Here is an 18,929-nt window from a genome sequence, read left to right on the forward strand (position 1 = left end):
TCTTGCCGGGATTGTCAAGCGGATCGTCAGTTATCGTTTGACAAACTGACAATCCCCTGATACTGCTTGCTGACCGGGGTATGCACCAAAACCGTGATCGCTTTTTGGGGACATTGATTGACACAGCGATAGCAAAGGGTACAGCGGTTCAGCTGCGCGATGCTTTGATCGGTTATTTTGAGATTCTTCATCGGACAGATCCTGACGCACTTGCCACAACCATTACAGGCGGCTGAAATTCGGACATCCCGTTCAGCTTTTTTTTCAAGGGCCCCAAAATGGGCCCGTTGGGTCCATAAGCCCAGGTACCGGGAAACCGGATTAAAGCCACGCTTCTTGACCACCCCAGCGGTGATGTTCTGGCCGGCTCGGCGGAGCTTCTGGTCAGCCTTTTTGAGATAGCGTTGCCGCTTACTGGCGTTGGCCAAGGGAAACAAGAAAAAATTGCAGATATTGTTGGGCATGTTAAAATGTTCAGCATAGCGAATATCGACTGGAACCCCTGTCAGCAATTCGGTGAAAACCCGGGCCCCGTCGCCCGAAAACAGCAGCTGCGTACAAAAAATGATCAGCTTTTTGCCCGCAAATGCAGCTTGATTGTTGCGCACAAAGGCACGCATAATTTTGGGGACGCAGGAACCGTAAATGGGATAACAGACGACAATGGTCTGCGCCGCGGTTATTATCTCATTAAAATCCACAGCTTCCTCAATCGAATAACAGGTCGCGTCCATTATTTGCGAAAAGCGTTCGGCAATGTATTGTGAATTACCGGTTCCTGAAAAATAGATGGTTATCATTGGTGCGACTTCCTCCTGTTCGCCACTGCTCTGGCGCTAATTTATCTTTATTTTAGTTTGACCCCGATCCTCCCGGAAGCTGGTAAATTTCGGTACCGCCCAGCGGGTGTTGCGGTGCCACTTATAGCCCAGTTTATCTAAGGATTGCTTCGGCTGAAACGGGTTTAACATAAGTTAATAAATTAACGTCAGGCACCGTTAGTACTTTTACAGCATATCTAACTTTAATCTCAAACAATGATGGCGGGTTTATCTTTCATAATGGTCAGATCATCATTTTTCCATTACCAGTTGAACCATGGTTAATTCGCACAAATATTCATTATCTGCTGACGCAGATCGCCGCTCTTCTGCTCCAACTCTATGAAAATGGCATATCAGACCTGCGAAAAATAAAAAAGACCATAAAAACGATCTTCTGACTTGTTAATAAGCTTTAGCACGCAACTCACACGAGAAGATATAATTTTCATCGAGAAACGCACGTGTGTTAGCATTCCTTGAAATTATTATAGCAAAATAAGCCACCAACCTCGTTATAATTTGCACGGGAATTTAGGTTATATGTTCAGCACTTGTATCAACTGTTTTTGTATCAAATTATTCTTTAGTGATAGGATTCTTAGATAATTTCAATGATTTCTTCCGTCCTTTCAGTTTTGGTCTCAAAGCATCAGGACCGCCAATTCTGAAATCATTAACCCCTTTAGAAATCAAAGGTGGATTGTTCATTCTAACTGACAAAGCCAGTTTCTGATAGGAGATCTCTGTTTTTAAGTATAACTCTACCACATGAAGTTTAAATTCAAAAGTATATGTTTCTTTTTTCTTGGAACGCATTAAGCCTATTGATTTATAAGCATTTAGCCATTTCATAACATCTTGAGAAGATTTTTCTCCAAACTTATTTGCTAAAAACTTTTTTCCTCCTTCACCATTCATGGATACATTTACAATTTTTTTCTTGAATTCATAATTATATTTTGCCATAAAAACCCGACCTCCAATTACTAGATTTTTAGGTCTAACTTTTGGGGGTCGGTTCACAAAGATCCGCTCTCCTTATTAACAAGTTCCCGCTATTAAAAAGTTACTTACTGAAATATTTATTCTATAATTTCTCAGACCATAAAAGCAGGATATCCTGCAAAATCAATATTTCCTGTTTGTGTTATTGCTGTATCTACGTTGCCATCAACATCTTCAATACCAGAAATAGCGAATACGCCATCAACTGTTGTTGAAACTGCGCTAACTGGAATGTGAATGGTTACTTTTGTTTCTTTTTGTTCAATATTTGCTGCATCTGTTGTTACCGTTGAACCAGCCGGAAGTGCTATACCAGCAAATGTATAGTTATTGATATTCTTGATCGAATCGAAATCTAAATAGCTCTCTGCATCTGTTACCGTATAACCAATCGTTTTTTCATCAGCACCAACTTCTTCTGTGAAGGTTACATCTAATTCAGAGATTTCAGGAGCAGTTACATCAGTTGCTGCTTTTACTAACTTAGTCAGTGCATCATTAATGGCTTTTGTTGCTGCATCAACGGTTGCCTGGGTAGATGTGTCAGGTACCGGATGATCATGAATCGCTTTTTCCAGGGCTGCAACTGAAGCTGGGGTATAGTCATCTTTAGTCTGTATAATTTTTTCTGCCGCACCTAAAGCTCGATAGTAAGGAACAAAGTCAGCTACTTTAACAATGCCAACGGATAAACACTCTAACCGTTGGCTGGCGCCTACGGTTCCCAGTTTGCTGCCATCGGCAACCATTGCGACATCCCCAACATCTTGGACATGGCCACTGTATTGAACGCTGTATCCCGCTAATTGATGATTAGAAGCATCCAGCAATTTGATTTGGATCGCTTCAATCCGTTTGCTTTCGCCGATTGTTCCAGCAAAATGAGGTCCTTCTTGCCATGTCGATGGATCATTCACATCACATATCCAGCCATAGTCCTGGATGTGAAGATTGTAAACAATCTTAGCGCCGGCGGGAATCTCACCAGTCAGTTTAATGCTAACGCCTTCAATTCTTCTGCTTAACCCGGGGGTGCCAATTTGCTCTGAACCCTGAACCCACGTTCCGTCAGTTGGATAATTACCAACATCCTGGATGTGCGCTCGATACTCAACGCCCATCGCACTCGCATCATTTGCAAAAACATTTGATGAACCAACCATCAGAAGCATCATGATGATTGTAAATACACTTACTGAAATTTTTTTCATTTCAATATCCTCTTCTCTTTATTATTTTTATTTTTAAAATCCCTACTGGGAAATTATGAAAAAGCATACCGTGCGGAAGAACGTTTTGAAGCGATAATCTGAAAATCGCGATAAATGGTGAGGGAGGTCGGCTGACCATTAATTGATCAGCCGACCTCCCGATTTTTCTTGGTCATACGTTTAAATTTCTAGATTTTGAGTGTTTTATTGACTGATGCTTGAATTTGTGATTTGTTTAAACTACCGAGGTTAGCTATTGCGTCAGCTGCTACCTGTGCATTGACATCAGTAAGATTAGCGGCTGTTACACCAGTAATTTCAGCACCGGTATAATTGGCAACAGTAGCGGTATTCTTATATGCACCTGCATTAATTGCCGCTAGAGCTGGTCGCAGCGCTACATAATTTGTAGTATCGGTTACTTTAAGCGTTACCGTATATGGACCGGCTACAGAAATGCCGGTTACGGTAACTGCCGGTATGACGATTGTTGCAGTGCCAGGATTTAATTCACCAGAAGTTACTGATGCATTATCAGATACGTAACTTTCTACAAAAACATCTGGTGTTTTTTCACCTAAAGTAGCTTTAAATGCTCTTGCTAATACTCCTTTTAAGGTATCTATATTATACTCATCAGCGAGATCAACCGTCAGTGTGCTGGAGATTTGGGTAACGACTGGTTGTTTTGTTAATTTTATGACATTAGCCACTGCCTCATTAATTGCCTTTGCTGCAGCATCAACTGCTGCCTGGGTAGGTGAGTCAGGTAACGGATTATCATGAACCGCTTTTTCAAGAGCCGCAACTGACGCTGGGGTATAGTCATCTTTATTCGCCATAATTTCTTCTGCCGCACCTAAAGCTTGATAGAAAGGAACAACGTCAGCTACTTTAACAATGCTAACTTTTAAACACTCTAAACGTTGGCTGGCGCCTACGGTTCCCAGTTTGCTGCCATCGGCAACCATTGCGACATCCCCAACATCTTGAACATGGCCACTGTATTGAACGCTGTATCCCGCTAATTGATGATTAGAAGCATCCAGCAATTTGATTTGGATCGCTTCAATCCGTTTGCTTTCGCCGATTGTTCCAGCAAAATGAGGTCCTTCTTGCCATGTCGATGGATCATTCACATCACATATCCAGCCATAGTCCTGGATGTGAAGATTGTAAACAATCTTAGCGCCGGCGGGAATATCACCGGTCAGTTTAATGCTAACGCCTTCAATTCTTCTGCCTAACCCAGGGGTGCCAATTTGATCTGAACCCTGAACCCATGTTCCATCAGTTGGATAATTACCAACATCCTGGATGTGCGCTCGATACTCAACGCCCATCGCACTCTCATCATTTGCAAAAACATTTGATGAACCAACCATCAGAAGCATCATGATGATTGTAAATAAGCTTGCTGAAATTTTTTTCATTTTAATATCCTCTTCTCTTTATTATTTTGATTTTTTAAATCCACAAAAAAGCTTTTAGCTCATTCATGACTGTTACTTTAATCGCTGTTAATATCCTCCTCCTTCACGATCCTCAACCCCTCAAAGATCCGCTCTCCTTATTAACAAGTTCCCGCTATTAAGGAGTTACTTACCGAAATATTTATTCAATAATTTCTCAGACCATTTAATCGGCTTGCTTTTTCCGCTTATACCAACTTTTTATTCTCGATAATCTTATCACATCATCCGATGCCATAACTGTCCTCGACATAATTAACCGTTTTCCCGACATATTCTGCATGTTTTGGGTCTCTTTGGTACGCTTTCAAACGTTAATTGAACTGGTCATTTTTAATTGTAAATTAATAGCTCTATGGTGTAAGTAATTTAACGACGCCTGGCACCGGGGCTTGTTCTAGTTGGCTGCCGTGATGCCCGTTACCGCTTCGGTAGAGTCGCCATCAATTGCAGTTTCCTGATCGACGGTATAGCTGTCAGCTCCTTCAACCCCGTTCTAGGTCAGGGAAATGCCGTGACTGGCCGCTTCAGCCGTCAGGCCGCCCGGTGCCGGAGCGACTCTAACCAACCGTATTTCAATCGCCTCCAGGCGCAGGCTCTGGCCTTCGGTACCGGCACTTTCGCCGTCAGCCGACCATTTTGTTTCCCAGCCGTCATTCTGAACATGAGTCCGATACTGCACCGAATACCCTGGCATATCCACCAGCCGGATCTGGATGGCTTCCAACCGGAGGCACTGTCCCTCGGTTCCGGCGGGCTGACCATCTCTTGTCCAGTCCGTTTCCCAGCCGGTATTCTGCACATGGGTTAAGTATTCAATATGTGCCCCAGCTGGCAGATTTTCCCCGGTAAGATTAATCTCAATGGCTTCCAGGCGCAGGCTCTGGCCCTCGGTTCCGGATCGATTGCCATCCGATGCCCAGGTGTTTTCCCAGCCGTTGTTCTGGATATGCGTCCGATAGGTGACGCCGCTATTCGTCTCTTCGGTCCACTGGGCATACAGGGTTGTCGTTGCGGCGGCAGTAAAGTCTGCCCCGTCGGCATAGGCTGTGCCAGTGCCGTCTTGTTTGGTGTTCCAGCCGGCAAAAGTGTAGCCCGTGCGTTCAAAGATGTTTTTGACTAATGCTTGTTTTGTTGATTCAGTAAAAACCTGTTCCGCCATGGTACCAGACCCACCGTTTTCGTTGTAGGTTAGGGCATATGTTTGAACTACTAACGGCCAGCCATACCAATAACCCGATTGACTACTGGTGTCAGCCGCTTCATATAAGGCCACCGCCGCAAGCGTGTTGCCGCCGGCAATGGTGAGTGTGGTGGCTTTGCATGCTTTAAACGCATCTTTGCCAACCGTTGGTGGGGTTGCCCCCACGGTGAGGTTACTCAATAGCGGGCATTGAGAAAATGCTTCCATACCGATTGCGGTTATCTTTGGCACTGCCACCGTGGTTAAGTCTCCGCAGCCAGCAAATGCGCCAGCCCCGATTGAGGTTGCCTCCGGTATTTCCACCGTGGTTAAGTCTTTATCATTCATAAATAACTGGTCGTTAATTGAGGTGATCAGGGGCATTTTTACCGTTGTTAAAACCCTGCAGTTAGTAAATGCAGCGATACCAATTGAGGTTGCCGCCGGCATCTCAGCTGTTTCCATTTTTTCACAGTTAGCAAAGGCACCGGTGTTGATTGTTTCTACCGCTGCCATATTGATATGAACCAATGCGTCATCCATCGAAAATGCCCCCTCGTCGATTAAGGTTACCGCTGGCACTTCGACGCTGGTTAACGCCTGGCAGCCATTGAAAGCCTCTGCCCCGATTGCGGTAACCTTTGGCATCGTAACGGTGGTTAAAACCTCACAATTACAAAATGCCCAGTCATCAATTGATTTGACATCATCTGCCGCAAACAGATGTGTTACGGTCGTTTTATCGGCGATTACCGTTGATGTTGGTACTGTATTGTCGGCATTGGTTTCATGAATAGTACCATCACTTTGCAGCACCCCGTAAACCTCGCCTTCCGCCTGCACCGGCATGGCCATTGGCGGCAGCAGCTGTACCACCATCACCAGAGTCAAGATTAATGACCATATTTTCTTACCCCTTTTTTTACTGATTGTTTTTTTAGTTTCCATGCTTTTTCCTCCTAAATTTCTTTCCTGGGTTGCAATGATCATCCTAAAATAGTCCGATTCATAAAGCGTTTCTGCCTTATCAAGTGCACTTTTTAGACAGATTTTTCTACCGATTATGCTATCACATAAACAGTCATGGTAACTGTGCGCAACATAAATAACCGCTTTGCCGTCATTTTTTGCATTATCAACCTGTTTTTTATGGTAAACTAAAGAAAACGAAGGAAGGATATAACACTCCATGACACTTAAAATTGCGGTATGCGATGATAACCCCAGCGACAGACAACGCCTGATCGCGCTGATTAAATCAGAAAATTTCGATTGCGAGTGCACCGCCTATGAAAGCGGTGAAATGTTGCTCTGGGATTTTGACAGCGGCGTTCACTTTGACATCATCTTTCTTGATATTTTTATGACCGGGATAACCGGCGTGACGGCGGCCCAACAGATTCGGTTGACGGATGCTGAGACGCTGTTAATCTTTGTCAGCAGCAGCGATGAGTTTTACCGGGAATCCTATGATCTTTATGCCTTTAACTACCTGATTAAACCCCTGACAGCAGACAAGCTGAACGAGGTTCTGGGCCGGGCCCGGGAACAGCTCAACCGGGATGCCGATCAGGTTGTTCGCATCGCCTTCATGGGCAGTTTGCATACCATCCGCTGCAGCCAGCTGCTGTATCTTTCGAGCAAACAGCACATGGTGAATTTTTGCCTGAAAAGCGGCGAAATTCTGAAATCCTATGGCAAACTGGACGACTTTGTCGCACAACTTCCTGCTGACAGCTTCATCCGCTGTCATCAGAGCTATCTTGTCAATTTGAACCATGTCACCGCCATGACAACCGCTGCATTTACTCTTGGCGACATCACTATTCCTATTTCCCGCAGCTATTCCGAACAGGCACGGAGCCAATATCGTGCCCTGTTGTTTCGCAACTTTTAAGGAGGCGCAAAATGACCTATTTCAATCAGGTCTGGGAAATGATATCCCACAATCCCAGTACGGTTACTGTTGCCATTGGCGGGATGCTGCTGTATTTCTGCTTTCTGCGGCCACGCTGGAAGTGGTGGCTTTACCCGGTGATGCTGGCGCTGAGCTTCTTTTCCCTGCCGCTGCTGTCCGTCCTGTTTACCGCAGTGTTTCATCAGCCCAACGGCTACAGCGTATTGATGTCCTGCCTCGGTTATTGGATCGATATGATGGTCCTGATTGCCTTCCGGGAGCATTTTGGCGCGACGCTTGCCCTGCTGTTCACCCAGGGTATTCTCAACCGCTTATTCACCTTCTGGGGTTTTATTCTGCACATTCCCCTGAGTACAGCGATTGGCGGTAATTTGGAAATCGGTACGTCGGTGGCGCTGATAATGGTGGTGATGTACACGGTGATGTTGCTTGTCTCCTGGCTGGTCCTCCGTGAAAAAGGCCGCCGGCTGATTCAGATCCAGCTGCCGCGTTACAACTGGACCGCCCTGGCCGGCTTCGCGCTGGCCGCCAAGCTGATCATCGATTTCTGCTCGGACTACGCCTTTGAATTAAACCCCTATTCCGATATTAAAATCATCTGGGCGATGATTGCCGTCTGCCTCTTTTCCATCGCCGTCCTCGGTCTGTACCTCTATGTCATGATTTCCACCCTGAAACATTCGGAACTGAAAGCCGCCTCGAACCGGCTGGTTTTTGAGAAAGAAGCCCAGCAGCGATATTACGAAGCCCAACTCCAAAATCAGGAGGCGCTGCGCCGGATGAAGCACGATATGAACGGTCACCTGAGCACCGTCGCCCAGCTGCTTCAGGATGAAAACCGGGACGAAGCGGTCCACTACCTCGCCAGTCTCGGGGATTACGCCGAAAGCCGTCAGCAAAAGCTGTATTCTGACGACCCGTATCTCAACGCCGTGGTGACCAACTATGCCGCACTTTTTTTGGTAAACGAGACGACCTTCGAATACGATATCCAGGCGGGCCGGATGGTGCTGAACCAGGTGGAAATGTGCATGGCCATGAACAACGCCCTGCAAAATGCCCTGGAAGCCTCGCTAAAACTGCCGCCTGAACAGCGCTATGTGAAATTGCAGATTCAAACGAAGCAGAACCGTTTTCTGTTTCGGGTTACCAATCGCTTCAACAGCGAGATTATCATGAACGGCGTGATCCCGGAATCCACCAAGAAAAACCCCGGCCACGGCTATGGCCTCCGGAGCATCCAGGATGCGGCGGAGTCCCTCGGCGGCTTTATTACCTGTAAAAGCGATGGTGATCTGTTTGTGCTGGATGTCTCTATCTGATGCTCATCTTTAGTCAACACCGCAGACAGGATATTTACATTGCTCTTCCGGGCAAGTTTATCCACCCGATTAACGTAAAAAAAAGCACCTAAAAAAGCCATCGGCAACCTTACGGTTAACGATGGCTTTTTAGGTGCTTTTTAATTGGTGCCGGTTTACCCGAAGCGTGCCAGGTTATTAACGCCATCGCATAAATCTCTCTTTTTTGCACGAACGGAACATTTCCGACAAAAATATCCCTGATCATGCCGCCGACGCCGGTAATAATTGCCAGAAAAGTAATGCCAAACAGATCAAGCTTCTTTTCAATGCCGGTTACGGCGCCGGAAATGGCAAATCCGCCGCCCGCGAATTGAAACCCTGCAGAACTTGTGATAAACTGAAGATACATTTAAACAAGGTGGTAAAACAATTGAATCGGAACACAAAAAATAATACGCGCAATTTAATTGAGCATACCCGAAACATGAAATACATTCTGGCCTTTGAAGGAATCATCGTTGGGATCATTGCCGGATCACTGGCAATTATTTATCGTTTGGCAATGGCGTACTCGGAAATCACATTAGAATACATCTTGGCTTTTGGCAGCACCCACATATGGGCCATGGCCGCCTGGTTCGGCGTACTGACTTTGATGGGCCTTGTCGTGGGATTCCTGTTGAAATGGGAGCCGATGATTTCAGGCAGCGGTATCCCCCAGGTTGAAGGTGAGCTGCAAGGCTGTTTCAAGGCCTCATGGCACCGGGTCATAATCGGAAAACTGGTTGGCGGCATCATTTGTATGTTTGGCGGGTTATCGCTGGGGCGCGAAGGCCCGTCGGTGCAGTTAGGCGCCATGGGCGGCAAAGGGTTTTCGCGAATATTCAAACGTATTAACATTGAAGAACGCTATCTCATCACCTGTGGAGCCAGTGCCGGTCTGGCTGCCGCGTTCAATGCTCCCCTTGCCGGAACCATCTTTGCGTTGGAAGAAATTCACAAGAACTTTTCGGCGACGATCCTGTTTTCTGCCATGACAGCTTCAATCACCGCAGATTTTGTATCAAAATACGTTTTTGGTTTAAGTCCGGTTTTTCATTTTACCGTCACTGGCTTTATTCCCCTTAAAGATTATTGGCTGGTCATCCTGCTGGGTGTGCTGCTGGGTTTTGCGGGCGTTTTTTACAACACCGTGCTGCTGAAATCACAGGTGATTTACGGCAAATTCCGCGGGCTGAAACCCGAATTCCGGCCGGTGGTGCCGTTCATATTGGCGGGCGTACTGGGATTTACACTACCGCAAGTGTTAGGCGGCGGCAATACGATGATCCAGCTTCTGGGCAGCGGCAAACTCGTATTATCCGGCATGCTGGTGCTGCTTGCTGTAAAATTTATTTTTTCCATGGTCAGTTTTGGTTCCGGCGCACCGGGCGGTATTTTCTTTCCCCTGCTGGTGCTGGGCGCTTATATCGGCGGAATTTACGGCACGGCCGCATCTGCCTACCTGGGGATTGATCCGGTGTTGATCAATAATTTTGTGATCATTGCGATGGCTGGATATTTCACCGCGATTGTCCGGGCACCGATTACCAGCATCGTGCTGATCACCGAAATGACGGGTTCTTTTGATCATCTTCTGGCCTTATCCGTGGTTGCCATTGCCGCCGAACTGACGGCGGGAATGCTGAATGGAAAACCGATTTATGATTGCCTCCTGAACCGCATCTTAGCCAATCGCAACGACGAACCGGTGATCGACAGCATCGACAAAATTCTGATTTCGACAAAAGTCCGTCAAAATGCGATGATCCACAATCAATCCATTGCCGATATCGACTGGCCGGATTCCTGTCTACTGGTATCGATTATTCGTCAGGGCAAAGAGATCATTCCAAAAGGCAATACCGTCATTTATGCCCATGACACGATCGTCGCGCTGACCGATGAAAAAGACACCATTATGATCAATGAGGTACTCAGAGAAATGTGTGAGGAACATGAATATGAGTTTGACTTGAAGCTTTCCCAGTCCCGGTTATAAAAAAACCATGCCTGCGGCTGTTTACGCCGCCGGCTTGCGGGTATGAATTTAAAAAATGATCCCGAAACGTATCAGCCAATGTCGTTTTTATTTGATTCCCGCAGATATGAAAGGAAGGACAGTCCCATGAAAAAGAGCTACTATCTGATTTTAGCCGTTGTCGTCCTGGCTGTATTCATGCTCGCCGGCTGCGGCAGCAATACCTCAAAAAGCAGCGACTCCCAGACCAACAGCAATCAAACCGCCACCACCGACAGCAGCCTGACCGGCGCAGAACTGCTCAAGAGCCTGAATCTGACCTATCCGGATTCCCTGAAAATGACCACCACGACCACCGGCAGCGGCATGGATTCCACCGTCACCACGGTTACCAAAGGGGAGAATTCCCGCATTGAAATGGACGTCGCGGACGCCGGCAGACAGATCATCATCCACAATGCCCAGGCCGGGATGACCTACCAGTACACCGAAGGACAGACCACCGGGCTGGCCTTCAAGGATGAGGATGTGACCAGCGCCACCAGTGATCTCGGCGTCGCTCAGGACGTCCCCAGCATCACCGATCTGACCGCGGATTATCCCGAAAACATGGTCGCCCGGATGGATACGCTCGATGGCGAAAAAGTGGTCTACATCGAAACCACCGAAACGGACACCCAGGAGGGAACCCTCGATGTCCACATGTGGGTTTCAACCAAATACGGGGTGCCGCTGAAGTTTGAGATCTACAGCAACGGGTCGCTGATCATGACCTCCCGGGTCACCGATATTTCGACCGACGCCAGCATCGCTGACAGCCTGTTCACACCGCCGGCTGACGTGACCTTCACGGATTTTTCCAATATCAACCTTGACGATCTCACCAATCTGACCAACAGCTTCGGCGAATAATCGCGCGACCACAGCTTAACTGCCAAACGTTTCGGCCCGGAGGGAATCCGGGCCGAAACGTTTTTTTGACAGCGGACAGCTCGTCGATATCGGAAGAAGCAGTATTTTTGACTGGTTCAATTGTCACCTGTTTATGGTATAATAGCATCATCAATTACTTCATGCAATGTGAATTAAGGAGAGACGATGAAACCGTTAAATGATATCGGTCTGCTGGATCGCGATAAACTGCTGGAAATATTCGACTATCTGAATCAGCAGTTAAAAGAAAATGCCCTCGAACTTGAGCTGACAATCTATGGCGGTTCCATCATGACCATGGTTTACGACAACCGCCCCGCCACCAAAGACATCGACTGCGTATTCAGTGACAGCAATGATAAATTGCTGAATCATATTCTTAAAAACGCCCAATTCGTTTTCGATCTTTCCGATGGCTGGATCAACGATGAAATCAGAGAACCTCTGAAATCCATCATCAAAGAAGATCTGGAGGCTTTCAAGACGTATTCAAATCTCAGCATTCTCAAACCCAGGGCCGAACAGTTGCTGGCCATGAAGATTCTCGCGGCCAGACCCGAACCAGCCAAGGATTTTGGCGATGCTTTCATTCTATGCCGGGATTTGGGAATTACCACCAAAGCCCAGCTGTTGGCTGTCATTTCTGACTACGTTCCCCGCACCCTGCTGGGCGAACGTCAGATCAATTTTATCAAATATCTGGGAGAGGATTTAGGTTATGATTGGCAATAAATTTCTGATGGACCTCTATGCGTATCCCGACCGCGATACCAGTCTGAACCAGTTGCTGGAACACCTGAATTCAAAAGACAGGCCGTTTCTCGACAGCCTCTATGCACCGCTGGATCTTGACGTCTTAACCGCAGATGAAAAGCAGTACCTGACCGTCATTTCCGCCATCATCGATTACTACCTTCAAATTTACAAAATGGAGATTCCCGATTGGCTGCGCAATGAAAAGCTCTGTTTTGACCGGCCCTATTTTTATTCCAAACGGCTCAGCGACTTTGATAAATTCAAACTCCAGTACACGCTGCCCGGCCCCTTCAAGCGCCGAAATGTCTATCTCAGCCTGGACGGACTCAAACGGATTTGAGTTGTTGCGGTCCAACCCGCCAAAATCATGCGCCGTCTTTTTCCTTTTGTTAAGAAAATTTAACCAAAACAACATACGGTCTTCACATTCTTCTGATATGATAAGGGCAAATAAAAGACGAATGCGTCTGAAATCAGAAGAAATGGAGAAAAATAATGGAAAAAACAAAAGTTGCATTTATTTGCATGCATCATTCCTGCACCAGTCAGATTGCCGAAGCTCTCGGTGAAAAGTTTGCCGGCGACGTCTTTGACAGTTATCTGGCCGGCACCACCCGAACGCTACTGCCCAATCCCGAGGCGGTGCGGTTGATGAAGGAGTTGTACGATATCGATCTTGACGAAAACGAGAACTCAAAACTGCTCAAAGATCTGCCGCCGGTCGACATCGTCGTCAAAATGGATTCCGACGACATCTACCCGAGCCTGCCCGGTGATTTCACCATCGACCTGCGACTCGAAGATCCCGACGGCAAGAGCCAGGATGAATTCCGGCGCTTTATATTTAAAATCGAACAGTTCATCAAAAACCTGGCCGAAGAAATCAAAAAGAATCATGTGTCCGCCATTCTGCAATAAGTTTTACCGTCACTCTCCAATCACTCCGAATTGAATCCCCCACTCTCACACCTATACCGGATTCGGTTTGGTGCTTTTTTTTATTCTCGACAAAATTCAATTGCTAGGCAGCTGGTCTCAGCTAAATAGGCTTAGAACGTCAGATGACACTGCCCGTCCCGATGTCCCGATCTGTTTATGATATATTTATGTGCTGAACTGGAGCTTTTGCAATCGGCGATGCCTTACAGGAAATCGGCACGACCGACCAAGTTGCCGACCAAGTTACCGACCAAGTCACCCGATCAGTTCGGCGCCCAGATCGAAGGCCTGCTGGCAGTCCTGCGGGAAAACCTCGCGGCGGCGTTTGGCCTTGGCATCGACATCGAAAGCCGACGTCTCGTATTTCGAGTAATCCTCAAACTGCCAGGTATCCGTGGCTGCCAGCGTTTTCGCGCTGCCGAAAAAGCGCGTCAGGATGCCCTCATAGCCCTTGAATTTCATGTCGTATTTTATTTCTTTGAGCATCCGCTCGGGCGCGTTCATCGTGAAGATGAATCCGGTTTTGATTTTTTTCGGGAACAGCACCGAATATTCATCGTCGTAGACTAGGTACGGGAAAAACAGCCGTTCCAGGAACGAGCGCATCGCCCCGGTGATTTCGCCGAAATAGATCGGCGACCCCAGAATCAGGGCATCCGCCTGTTCAATTTTCGCGAAAATTTCGCTGAGATCGTCCTTCACCGCACACTTTCCGTAACTCTTGCCGCCCTTGCGCTTGCAGGCAAAACAGCTGATGCAGCCTTTGTAGTTCAGATCATAAAGCTGAATGAGCTCGGTCTCGGCGCCCTTTGAGGCCGCGCCTTCCAGCGCTTTGCCAAGCAGAATCGCCGTGTTTCCGTTCTTTCGGGGACTGCCGTTGATGGCAACGATATTCATAAAAAAACCTCCTCGTCTTTTTCTGATGTATCAATTGATTGCTACAGAATGTTATATAACAATTGGCGGTGGAAATAATCGCAGATTAAATTAATTGTTCGATTACGACACTCACTCCACCGGCCCCAGATAGCGGGGGACCTCCTGGGGATCGTCATAGGTGCCATTCATCGTGATCGAACCGGTGGGGCAGCCGTTGTAGCAGCGCATGCAGGCCGTACAGCCCGGCAGAAAGGTGAACCCTTCCGCCTCATCAAAGCGGATGCTCCCCGTCGGGCAATTGTCGACGCAGACCATGCAGCGGGTGCAGGTTTCTGCATGCACCCCCAGCGTCTGATAATGCCGGGCAATCGCATCCGGCACTTTCTTGCGGATCATCGCGCCGATCAGCAGCTGCGGGCCGTGCCCCTTGATCCGCTTGCGGCCAGCCAGCAGCCGGTCCGCCAGCCGGGTCAGCTCCGCTTCCCCTTTGGCCATCCGTTTATGCAGCTGCTCCCGGTCAACCGGCTTGGCCGGGTTGACGTTGTTGCACAGCTGAATGTTGACGTAGCCACTCAGCACCAGACCGGAATCCGCCAGCATCTTTTTCATCTCATTGGGGCCAAAAGCGTTGACGTAACCAAAAGTGTTGATCACAAAGGTTTTCCGGTCCAGTTTTTCCGGTTGCAGGAGCCTGACCAGGCGGTCGATGAAAGCACTCATAATCGGTGGCAACCCGCCGCCATAGATGGGATGAGCCAGGCCGATGCCATCCGCCGCCCGGACCATCTCCAGAATCTGATCATCGGTGAGCTTTTCCCCGAAGTCGATCGAAACCATCGTGGCCTGGTGTCCTTTTGCGCTGATGATCGCGTTAAAGGTTTCCACCGCCCATCTGGTGTTGCCGGTGCCACTGAAGTAGAAGGTTGAAAATTTCATGGATTACCTCTTTCTTTTAATTCAGGCCAGGCTCAGCAGGCCGTATTTTCAGGTTTTTACAGAGCCAGCGCCGCATCGATCTGCGTCAGCAGGTATTCCGGGAAACTGTCATCGTCGTTCTCGACCGCTAACAGCCGTTTGCTGATCCGTTGCCCCAGCTTTTGGGCCGTTTCACGGTCGCCGGATTGGCACAGCAGCTTCAGGTCATCGATGCAGTCATACAACGCGTCTTCACAGGCGCTGGCCCGGGCAGTGCTGAGAAAACCGTCCTCCAGAAACCAGCCCAGGGTTCTTTTAAAACGCGCATCAATCTGATCCGGATTGATGCTGACCGGTTTCAGCACGGTCTCCGGTCCGAGCACCGCCTCGGCAAGATCACGGATCTGATAGTCCAGATTGAACCCTTCATAGGCGGTCAGGGCCCGCCCCCAATCCGCCAACGCGACTGCTTTGCCATCGATGATCAGGCTGGCGGTGTCATCTTGCGAATCGTAGTCAATCCGAAACGTGCCGATGGCTTTGAGGCTGAACGGCGCCGCAGCGATTTCGATCGCATTGTCGAACAGCGGCCCGTCCGCCTCGGATTCCAGGCTTTGATAGGACAGGCCCTGTTCGATTTTTTCAAGCAGTCGCTCAAAGGCCGTCGTCTGATTGTCTGCCGGCCTGGCATGATAGACAAACTCATAGCCGCCGTTTTTTTCCACGGCCCGCCAGATCACCATCCCGGGCAGGATCATCGTGGTGATGATAAAGCGATGGCGATGGCCATCCGCGGCTTTCACGGACAGGTTTTTCGGAAAGACTTCGGGCTGCTCCATACCCTGCAACTCGGCCATCAGCTCATTGTGGCAGCTCAGGCAGAAATCACCAAGGTCCTGGACGTGGATGGTGGCTTCGTTGTGGTGGCATTTTTGACATTTCATGGGTGGCTCCTTTCGGGTGTTTAAAGTTTTATGGTCACGGAATCATGGTTTCTATCGGCTTGAGCAGATCCGTTCTGCTATAGGGGATGGTCACGGAAATTCGGCCAGCAGCATAACAGGCGACTTCGTACTGATTGAAATACACACAAACCCCAGCATCCGTCAGATAATACTTTGAATCGGCACCCAACAGCTTGTAAACACTATTCAGGTCCACATCTTTTTTATTGAGACTGGCAAACTCGTTAGTCAGTTTCGTCTTGATCTGGGATTCATCAATACTCAGCAAATCTCCCAGAAGTTATTCGCTTTGGTGGTAAACGCCGGTATTTTAGCCTTCCAGTCGATAGGACCGGCCCTCCGTGCCACTCATCGTACCATCTGTTTTCCAATCCTGCCAGCCAATATTTTCGACGTGGGTTTGATACGTGCAGGCGGGCGTTGATGCCACACTGGTATCCCTGATTTTTGTGTCATCTGCCAACTGGGACTGATCTCCCGTTACACCCGATGACAGTTCTTCTGAATGTGCCGGTGTTTCTGCTAAAACCCCCAAAGGCATGGCGGTGAAAGCCAATAATACTGCCAAAAACAACATCACACCCATTAACATCTTCTTTTTCATCGTTTTCTCCTTTCGGGTGGGCTGATGACTTACCTCCCCACCTACTTATTCGTCTTCTTCAAAAACCGCGCCGGAATCAGTTTAGGCAAAATACTTCTGATTGGGACTGGTCGGTTTATCGGGAATGGTCAGTTTCAGGAGGCCGCCTTTGATCAGCGGGTTGAGAATGTTTTTTCTGAAATGATCTCGGTTGTTGTACTTCAAATATTTCTGTATTTCACTTCGTGTTCGGGGAGTTTTGCAATATTCTAACAATCTCGATATTTCCTCATCTGCTTGCATGGTAGCTTGCATGGTAGCTTGCATGGTAGCCTGGTCACCAGCCTGCATGGTCAAGGGGATAATCGTTCGGAATACATCCCCCTCAGTAAAAACGGGCTCGGCAACGTCATGGTAAGGAATCGCAAAGCCTTCGTTTCCGGGTGTTTCCCAGACTTGGTCTTGTAATCAGGTTAAGACATCCGCTTTTAATTCTTTTTGCGCTTTAATATACCCTTCGACTTTCTTTTGCAGTACCGGGTTTGACATCTGGATGTCCTTATCGAAAACTGTCGGAAAATCAAAATTTCTTGCCGACACCCGAAACTGAATGACAATCTCATGCATTCCCACACTTTTAATGGTTCCTGGACCGAAGGTTTGATGCATTATTTTTTCGCTGATGAGTTGGGCGGGTGTCCAGTTTTGCGTTTGATTCCCACTGGGAACCGATACCTTTCCAGATTTTATCAAAGCCAAAATTCCAGGGCCATACTTTTCTGTCTTAACCGGTCCAAAGCCGGATATCCTTTGCAATTCTACCAGGGTTTCTGGTTTCTGGATGATCAGATCATCCAATTGACGATCATTGAAAACCACATAGGCTTGAACATTTTCTTTGCGGCTTGTTTCCCGGCGAAACGCTTTCAGTTTGGCCACCAGTTCGTCATTTTGAGGTGATGTCACGGTGTAAGCTTTTGCTGCCGATTCCCGCACTGACGGTCTGACTTGTCCTGCCACAGGCGCTTCGGTCGAGAAAGTCTGAGAGCTCTCCGTTAAACCAGACAAAATCGTTTCATATTTTTGAGTATAGTCACTGGAAAGGGGCTGGTGATGGGATAGTATTTTTTCCGCCCAAGCTTTCAACCCTTTTTCACTGCAAGCTAATTCTTTCGATTGCTTATTTTGTTCTTTTATATAGGCTATCAGCTGGTCCGCCCGGATGACCTTGTTTTTAACATCCTTTTTGGCATATTTAGCATTTAAAACCGTTTTAGGATTGGCCAGAACAACAATGGATCGATAAAAATTGTCAAAGTTCTTTTCAAAACCGAGGCGCTTGATAGGATTGGTGGTTTTGGCCAGATTGATCTGTCGAAAGATTTCCAGATGCCGTTGGTTCTGTGTAATCGGTGAATAAATCCCATCTTTGACAGTTCGGCCATTCCAGAGATAACTCCTGACAAAATTTCCCTGGTTATCAATAGCAATATTGCCATAAAGATTCTTACATTCGATAAAAAAGACCAGTTTTCGGGTCACCACCACAAAGTCAATCTGAGCCGTCAGATCTTCATGCTGGAGGTGGAGATCATGAATAATATACATTGGAATACCAGCGCTTTTCAACTCAAAAGCGATATTCTTTTCACCCGCTTCGCCATAGCTGGCAAAGGTAATTTCCCGGACAATGTCATCTTTGACCTTGCCGGTAGCTTTCTCCTGGAGTTCTTTGAGCCGGGCGATATGCTGGGTGGTATCGGAATCTTCTTTCAGGAAGATGGGGGTAGTGTTGGGGGTGAATAGGGACATGGACGGGACCTCCTTTAAGCAATTTATAAGCTATCTTAACTTAGAATTTTTATGACTGTTACCACCAGGGATAGACAGTGACGATTTCATTTTCAAAATCGGTTTCTGTTAATACTCTTTTGCTGGCTTCGAGTATGATATCTAGGCTCATGTTGATCTCCTTTGTGGTTTTATTGTGATTGGGTAATCGCGCACCGGCTGTGAGCGTCG

20 protein-coding genes are annotated in these 18,929 nt (G+C 47.6%); 7 read left to right on the forward strand and 13 right to left on the reverse strand.

Annotated elements, in window-relative coordinates:
• Positions 1-26 precede the first annotated feature (26 nt).
• The 5 genes from GH808_RS00555 to GH808_RS00575 form a co-directional block, all read right to left on the reverse strand.
• Positions 27-800, reverse strand: a complete 774-nt coding sequence (locus GH808_RS00555; RefSeq protein WP_186840855.1) for an EFR1 family ferrodoxin — start codon at positions 798-800, stop codon at positions 27-29.
• Between the two features lie 600 nt (positions 801-1,400).
• On the reverse strand, positions 1,401-1,790 hold the full coding sequence (locus GH808_RS00560) for a transposase (RefSeq protein ID WP_186840856.1): 390 nt from the start codon (positions 1,788-1,790) through the stop codon (positions 1,401-1,403).
• A gap of 131 nt (positions 1,791-1,921) precedes the next feature.
• Positions 1,922-3,040: an Ig domain-containing protein gene (locus tag GH808_RS00565; RefSeq protein ID WP_186840857.1), complete on the reverse strand. Its 1,119-nt coding sequence runs from the start codon at positions 3,038-3,040 to the stop codon at positions 1,922-1,924.
• Positions 3,041-3,228: 188 nt separating this feature from the next.
• Positions 3,229-4,473, reverse strand: coding sequence for an Ig domain-containing protein (locus GH808_RS00570; RefSeq protein ID WP_186840858.1), 1,245 nt, complete (start codon positions 4,471-4,473; stop codon positions 3,229-3,231).
• Positions 4,474-5,008: 535 nt separating this feature from the next.
• Positions 5,009-6,643 (reverse strand): leucine-rich repeat protein, encoded by a 1,635-nt coding sequence (locus GH808_RS00575; RefSeq protein ID WP_186840859.1) that lies wholly within the window; start codon positions 6,641-6,643, stop codon positions 5,009-5,011.
• Between the two features lie 241 nt (positions 6,644-6,884).
• On the opposite strand from GH808_RS00575, the gene GH808_RS00580 reads away from it, so the two are divergent.
• Both GH808_RS00580 and GH808_RS00585 read left to right on the forward strand, forming a co-directional pair.
• A complete protein-coding gene (locus tag GH808_RS00580) occupies positions 6,885-7,592 on the forward strand; it encodes a LytR/AlgR family response regulator transcription factor (protein ID WP_186840860.1) in 708 nt (235 codons plus the stop codon).
• Between the two features lie 38 nt (positions 7,593-7,630).
• The gene (locus GH808_RS00585) at positions 7,631-8,935 is read left to right on the forward strand and encodes a sensor histidine kinase (RefSeq protein WP_186840861.1); all 1,305 of its coding nucleotides are present in this window, start codon (positions 7,631-7,633) and stop codon (positions 8,933-8,935) included.
• A gap of 115 nt (positions 8,936-9,050) precedes the next feature.
• Here the strand turns inward: GH808_RS00585 and GH808_RS00590 are convergent, their stop codons facing one another.
• Positions 9,051-9,326, reverse strand: a complete 276-nt coding sequence (locus GH808_RS00590) for a TRIC cation channel family protein (RefSeq protein WP_186840862.1) — start codon at positions 9,324-9,326, stop codon at positions 9,051-9,053.
• Positions 9,327-9,347: 21 nt separating this feature from the next.
• Here GH808_RS00590 and GH808_RS00595 point away from each other — a divergent pair, with 21 nt between their 5' ends.
• From GH808_RS00595 to GH808_RS00615, 5 genes are all read left to right on the forward strand, one after another.
• A complete protein-coding gene (locus GH808_RS00595; protein ID WP_311135733.1) occupies positions 9,348-10,958 on the forward strand; it encodes a ClC family H(+)/Cl(-) exchange transporter in 1,611 nt (536 codons plus the stop codon).
• Between the two features lie 126 nt (positions 10,959-11,084).
• On the forward strand, positions 11,085-11,849 hold the full coding sequence (locus tag GH808_RS00600; RefSeq protein ID WP_186840863.1) for a hypothetical protein: 765 nt from the start codon (positions 11,085-11,087) through the stop codon (positions 11,847-11,849).
• Positions 11,850-12,035: 186 nt separating this feature from the next.
• Positions 12,036-12,602: a DUF6036 family nucleotidyltransferase gene (locus tag GH808_RS00605; RefSeq protein ID WP_186840864.1), complete on the forward strand. Its 567-nt coding sequence runs from the start codon at positions 12,036-12,038 to the stop codon at positions 12,600-12,602.
• Entirely contained in the window at positions 12,589-12,966 is a 378-nt protein-coding gene (locus tag GH808_RS00610) for a hypothetical protein (RefSeq protein ID WP_186840865.1), read from the forward strand. Before GH808_RS00605 ends, GH808_RS00610 begins: the two co-directional genes overlap by 14 nt.
• 155 nt (positions 12,967-13,121) lie before the next feature.
• Positions 13,122-13,544: an arsenate-mycothiol transferase ArsC gene (locus GH808_RS00615; protein ID WP_186840866.1), complete on the forward strand. Its 423-nt coding sequence runs from the start codon at positions 13,122-13,124 to the stop codon at positions 13,542-13,544.
• Between the two features lie 276 nt (positions 13,545-13,820).
• Here the strand turns inward: GH808_RS00615 and GH808_RS00620 are convergent, their stop codons facing one another.
• The 7 genes from GH808_RS00620 to GH808_RS00650 all read right to left on the reverse strand — a co-directional run bounded on the left by GH808_RS00620 (position 13,821) and on the right by GH808_RS00650 (position 18,719).
• Positions 13,821-14,462, reverse strand: a complete 642-nt coding sequence (locus GH808_RS00620) for a flavodoxin family protein (RefSeq protein ID WP_186840867.1) — start codon at positions 14,460-14,462, stop codon at positions 13,821-13,823.
• 111 nt (positions 14,463-14,573) lie between these two features.
• Positions 14,574-15,380, reverse strand: coding sequence for an EFR1 family ferrodoxin (locus GH808_RS00625; protein ID WP_186840868.1), 807 nt, complete (start codon positions 15,378-15,380; stop codon positions 14,574-14,576).
• 56 nt (positions 15,381-15,436) lie between these two features.
• Positions 15,437-16,303: a DUF7686 domain-containing protein gene (locus GH808_RS00630; RefSeq protein WP_186840869.1), complete on the reverse strand. Its 867-nt coding sequence runs from the start codon at positions 16,301-16,303 to the stop codon at positions 15,437-15,439.
• A 34-nt stretch (positions 16,304-16,337) separates the two neighbouring features.
• A complete protein-coding gene (locus GH808_RS00635) occupies positions 16,338-16,592 on the reverse strand; it encodes an RsiV family protein (protein WP_186840870.1) in 255 nt (84 codons plus the stop codon).
• Between the two features lie 42 nt (positions 16,593-16,634).
• Positions 16,635-16,928 (reverse strand): hypothetical protein, encoded by a 294-nt coding sequence (locus tag GH808_RS00640; protein ID WP_186840871.1) that lies wholly within the window; start codon positions 16,926-16,928, stop codon positions 16,635-16,637.
• Between the two features lie 81 nt (positions 16,929-17,009).
• A complete protein-coding gene (locus GH808_RS00645) occupies positions 17,010-17,258 on the reverse strand; it encodes a Fic family protein (RefSeq protein ID WP_338000858.1) in 249 nt (82 codons plus the stop codon).
• Positions 17,259-17,375: 117 nt separating this feature from the next.
• Positions 17,376-18,719 carry an NERD domain-containing protein gene (locus GH808_RS00650; RefSeq protein ID WP_186840873.1) on the reverse strand — a complete coding sequence of 448 codons (1,344 nt, stop codon included), beginning with the start codon at positions 18,717-18,719 and terminating at the stop codon, positions 17,376-17,378.
• Positions 18,720-18,929: the final 210 nt, after the last annotated feature.

It is taken from the genome of Acetobacterium fimetarium, assembly GCF_014284475.1.
GTDB lineage: Bacteria > Bacillota > Clostridia > Eubacteriales > Eubacteriaceae > Acetobacterium > Acetobacterium fimetarium.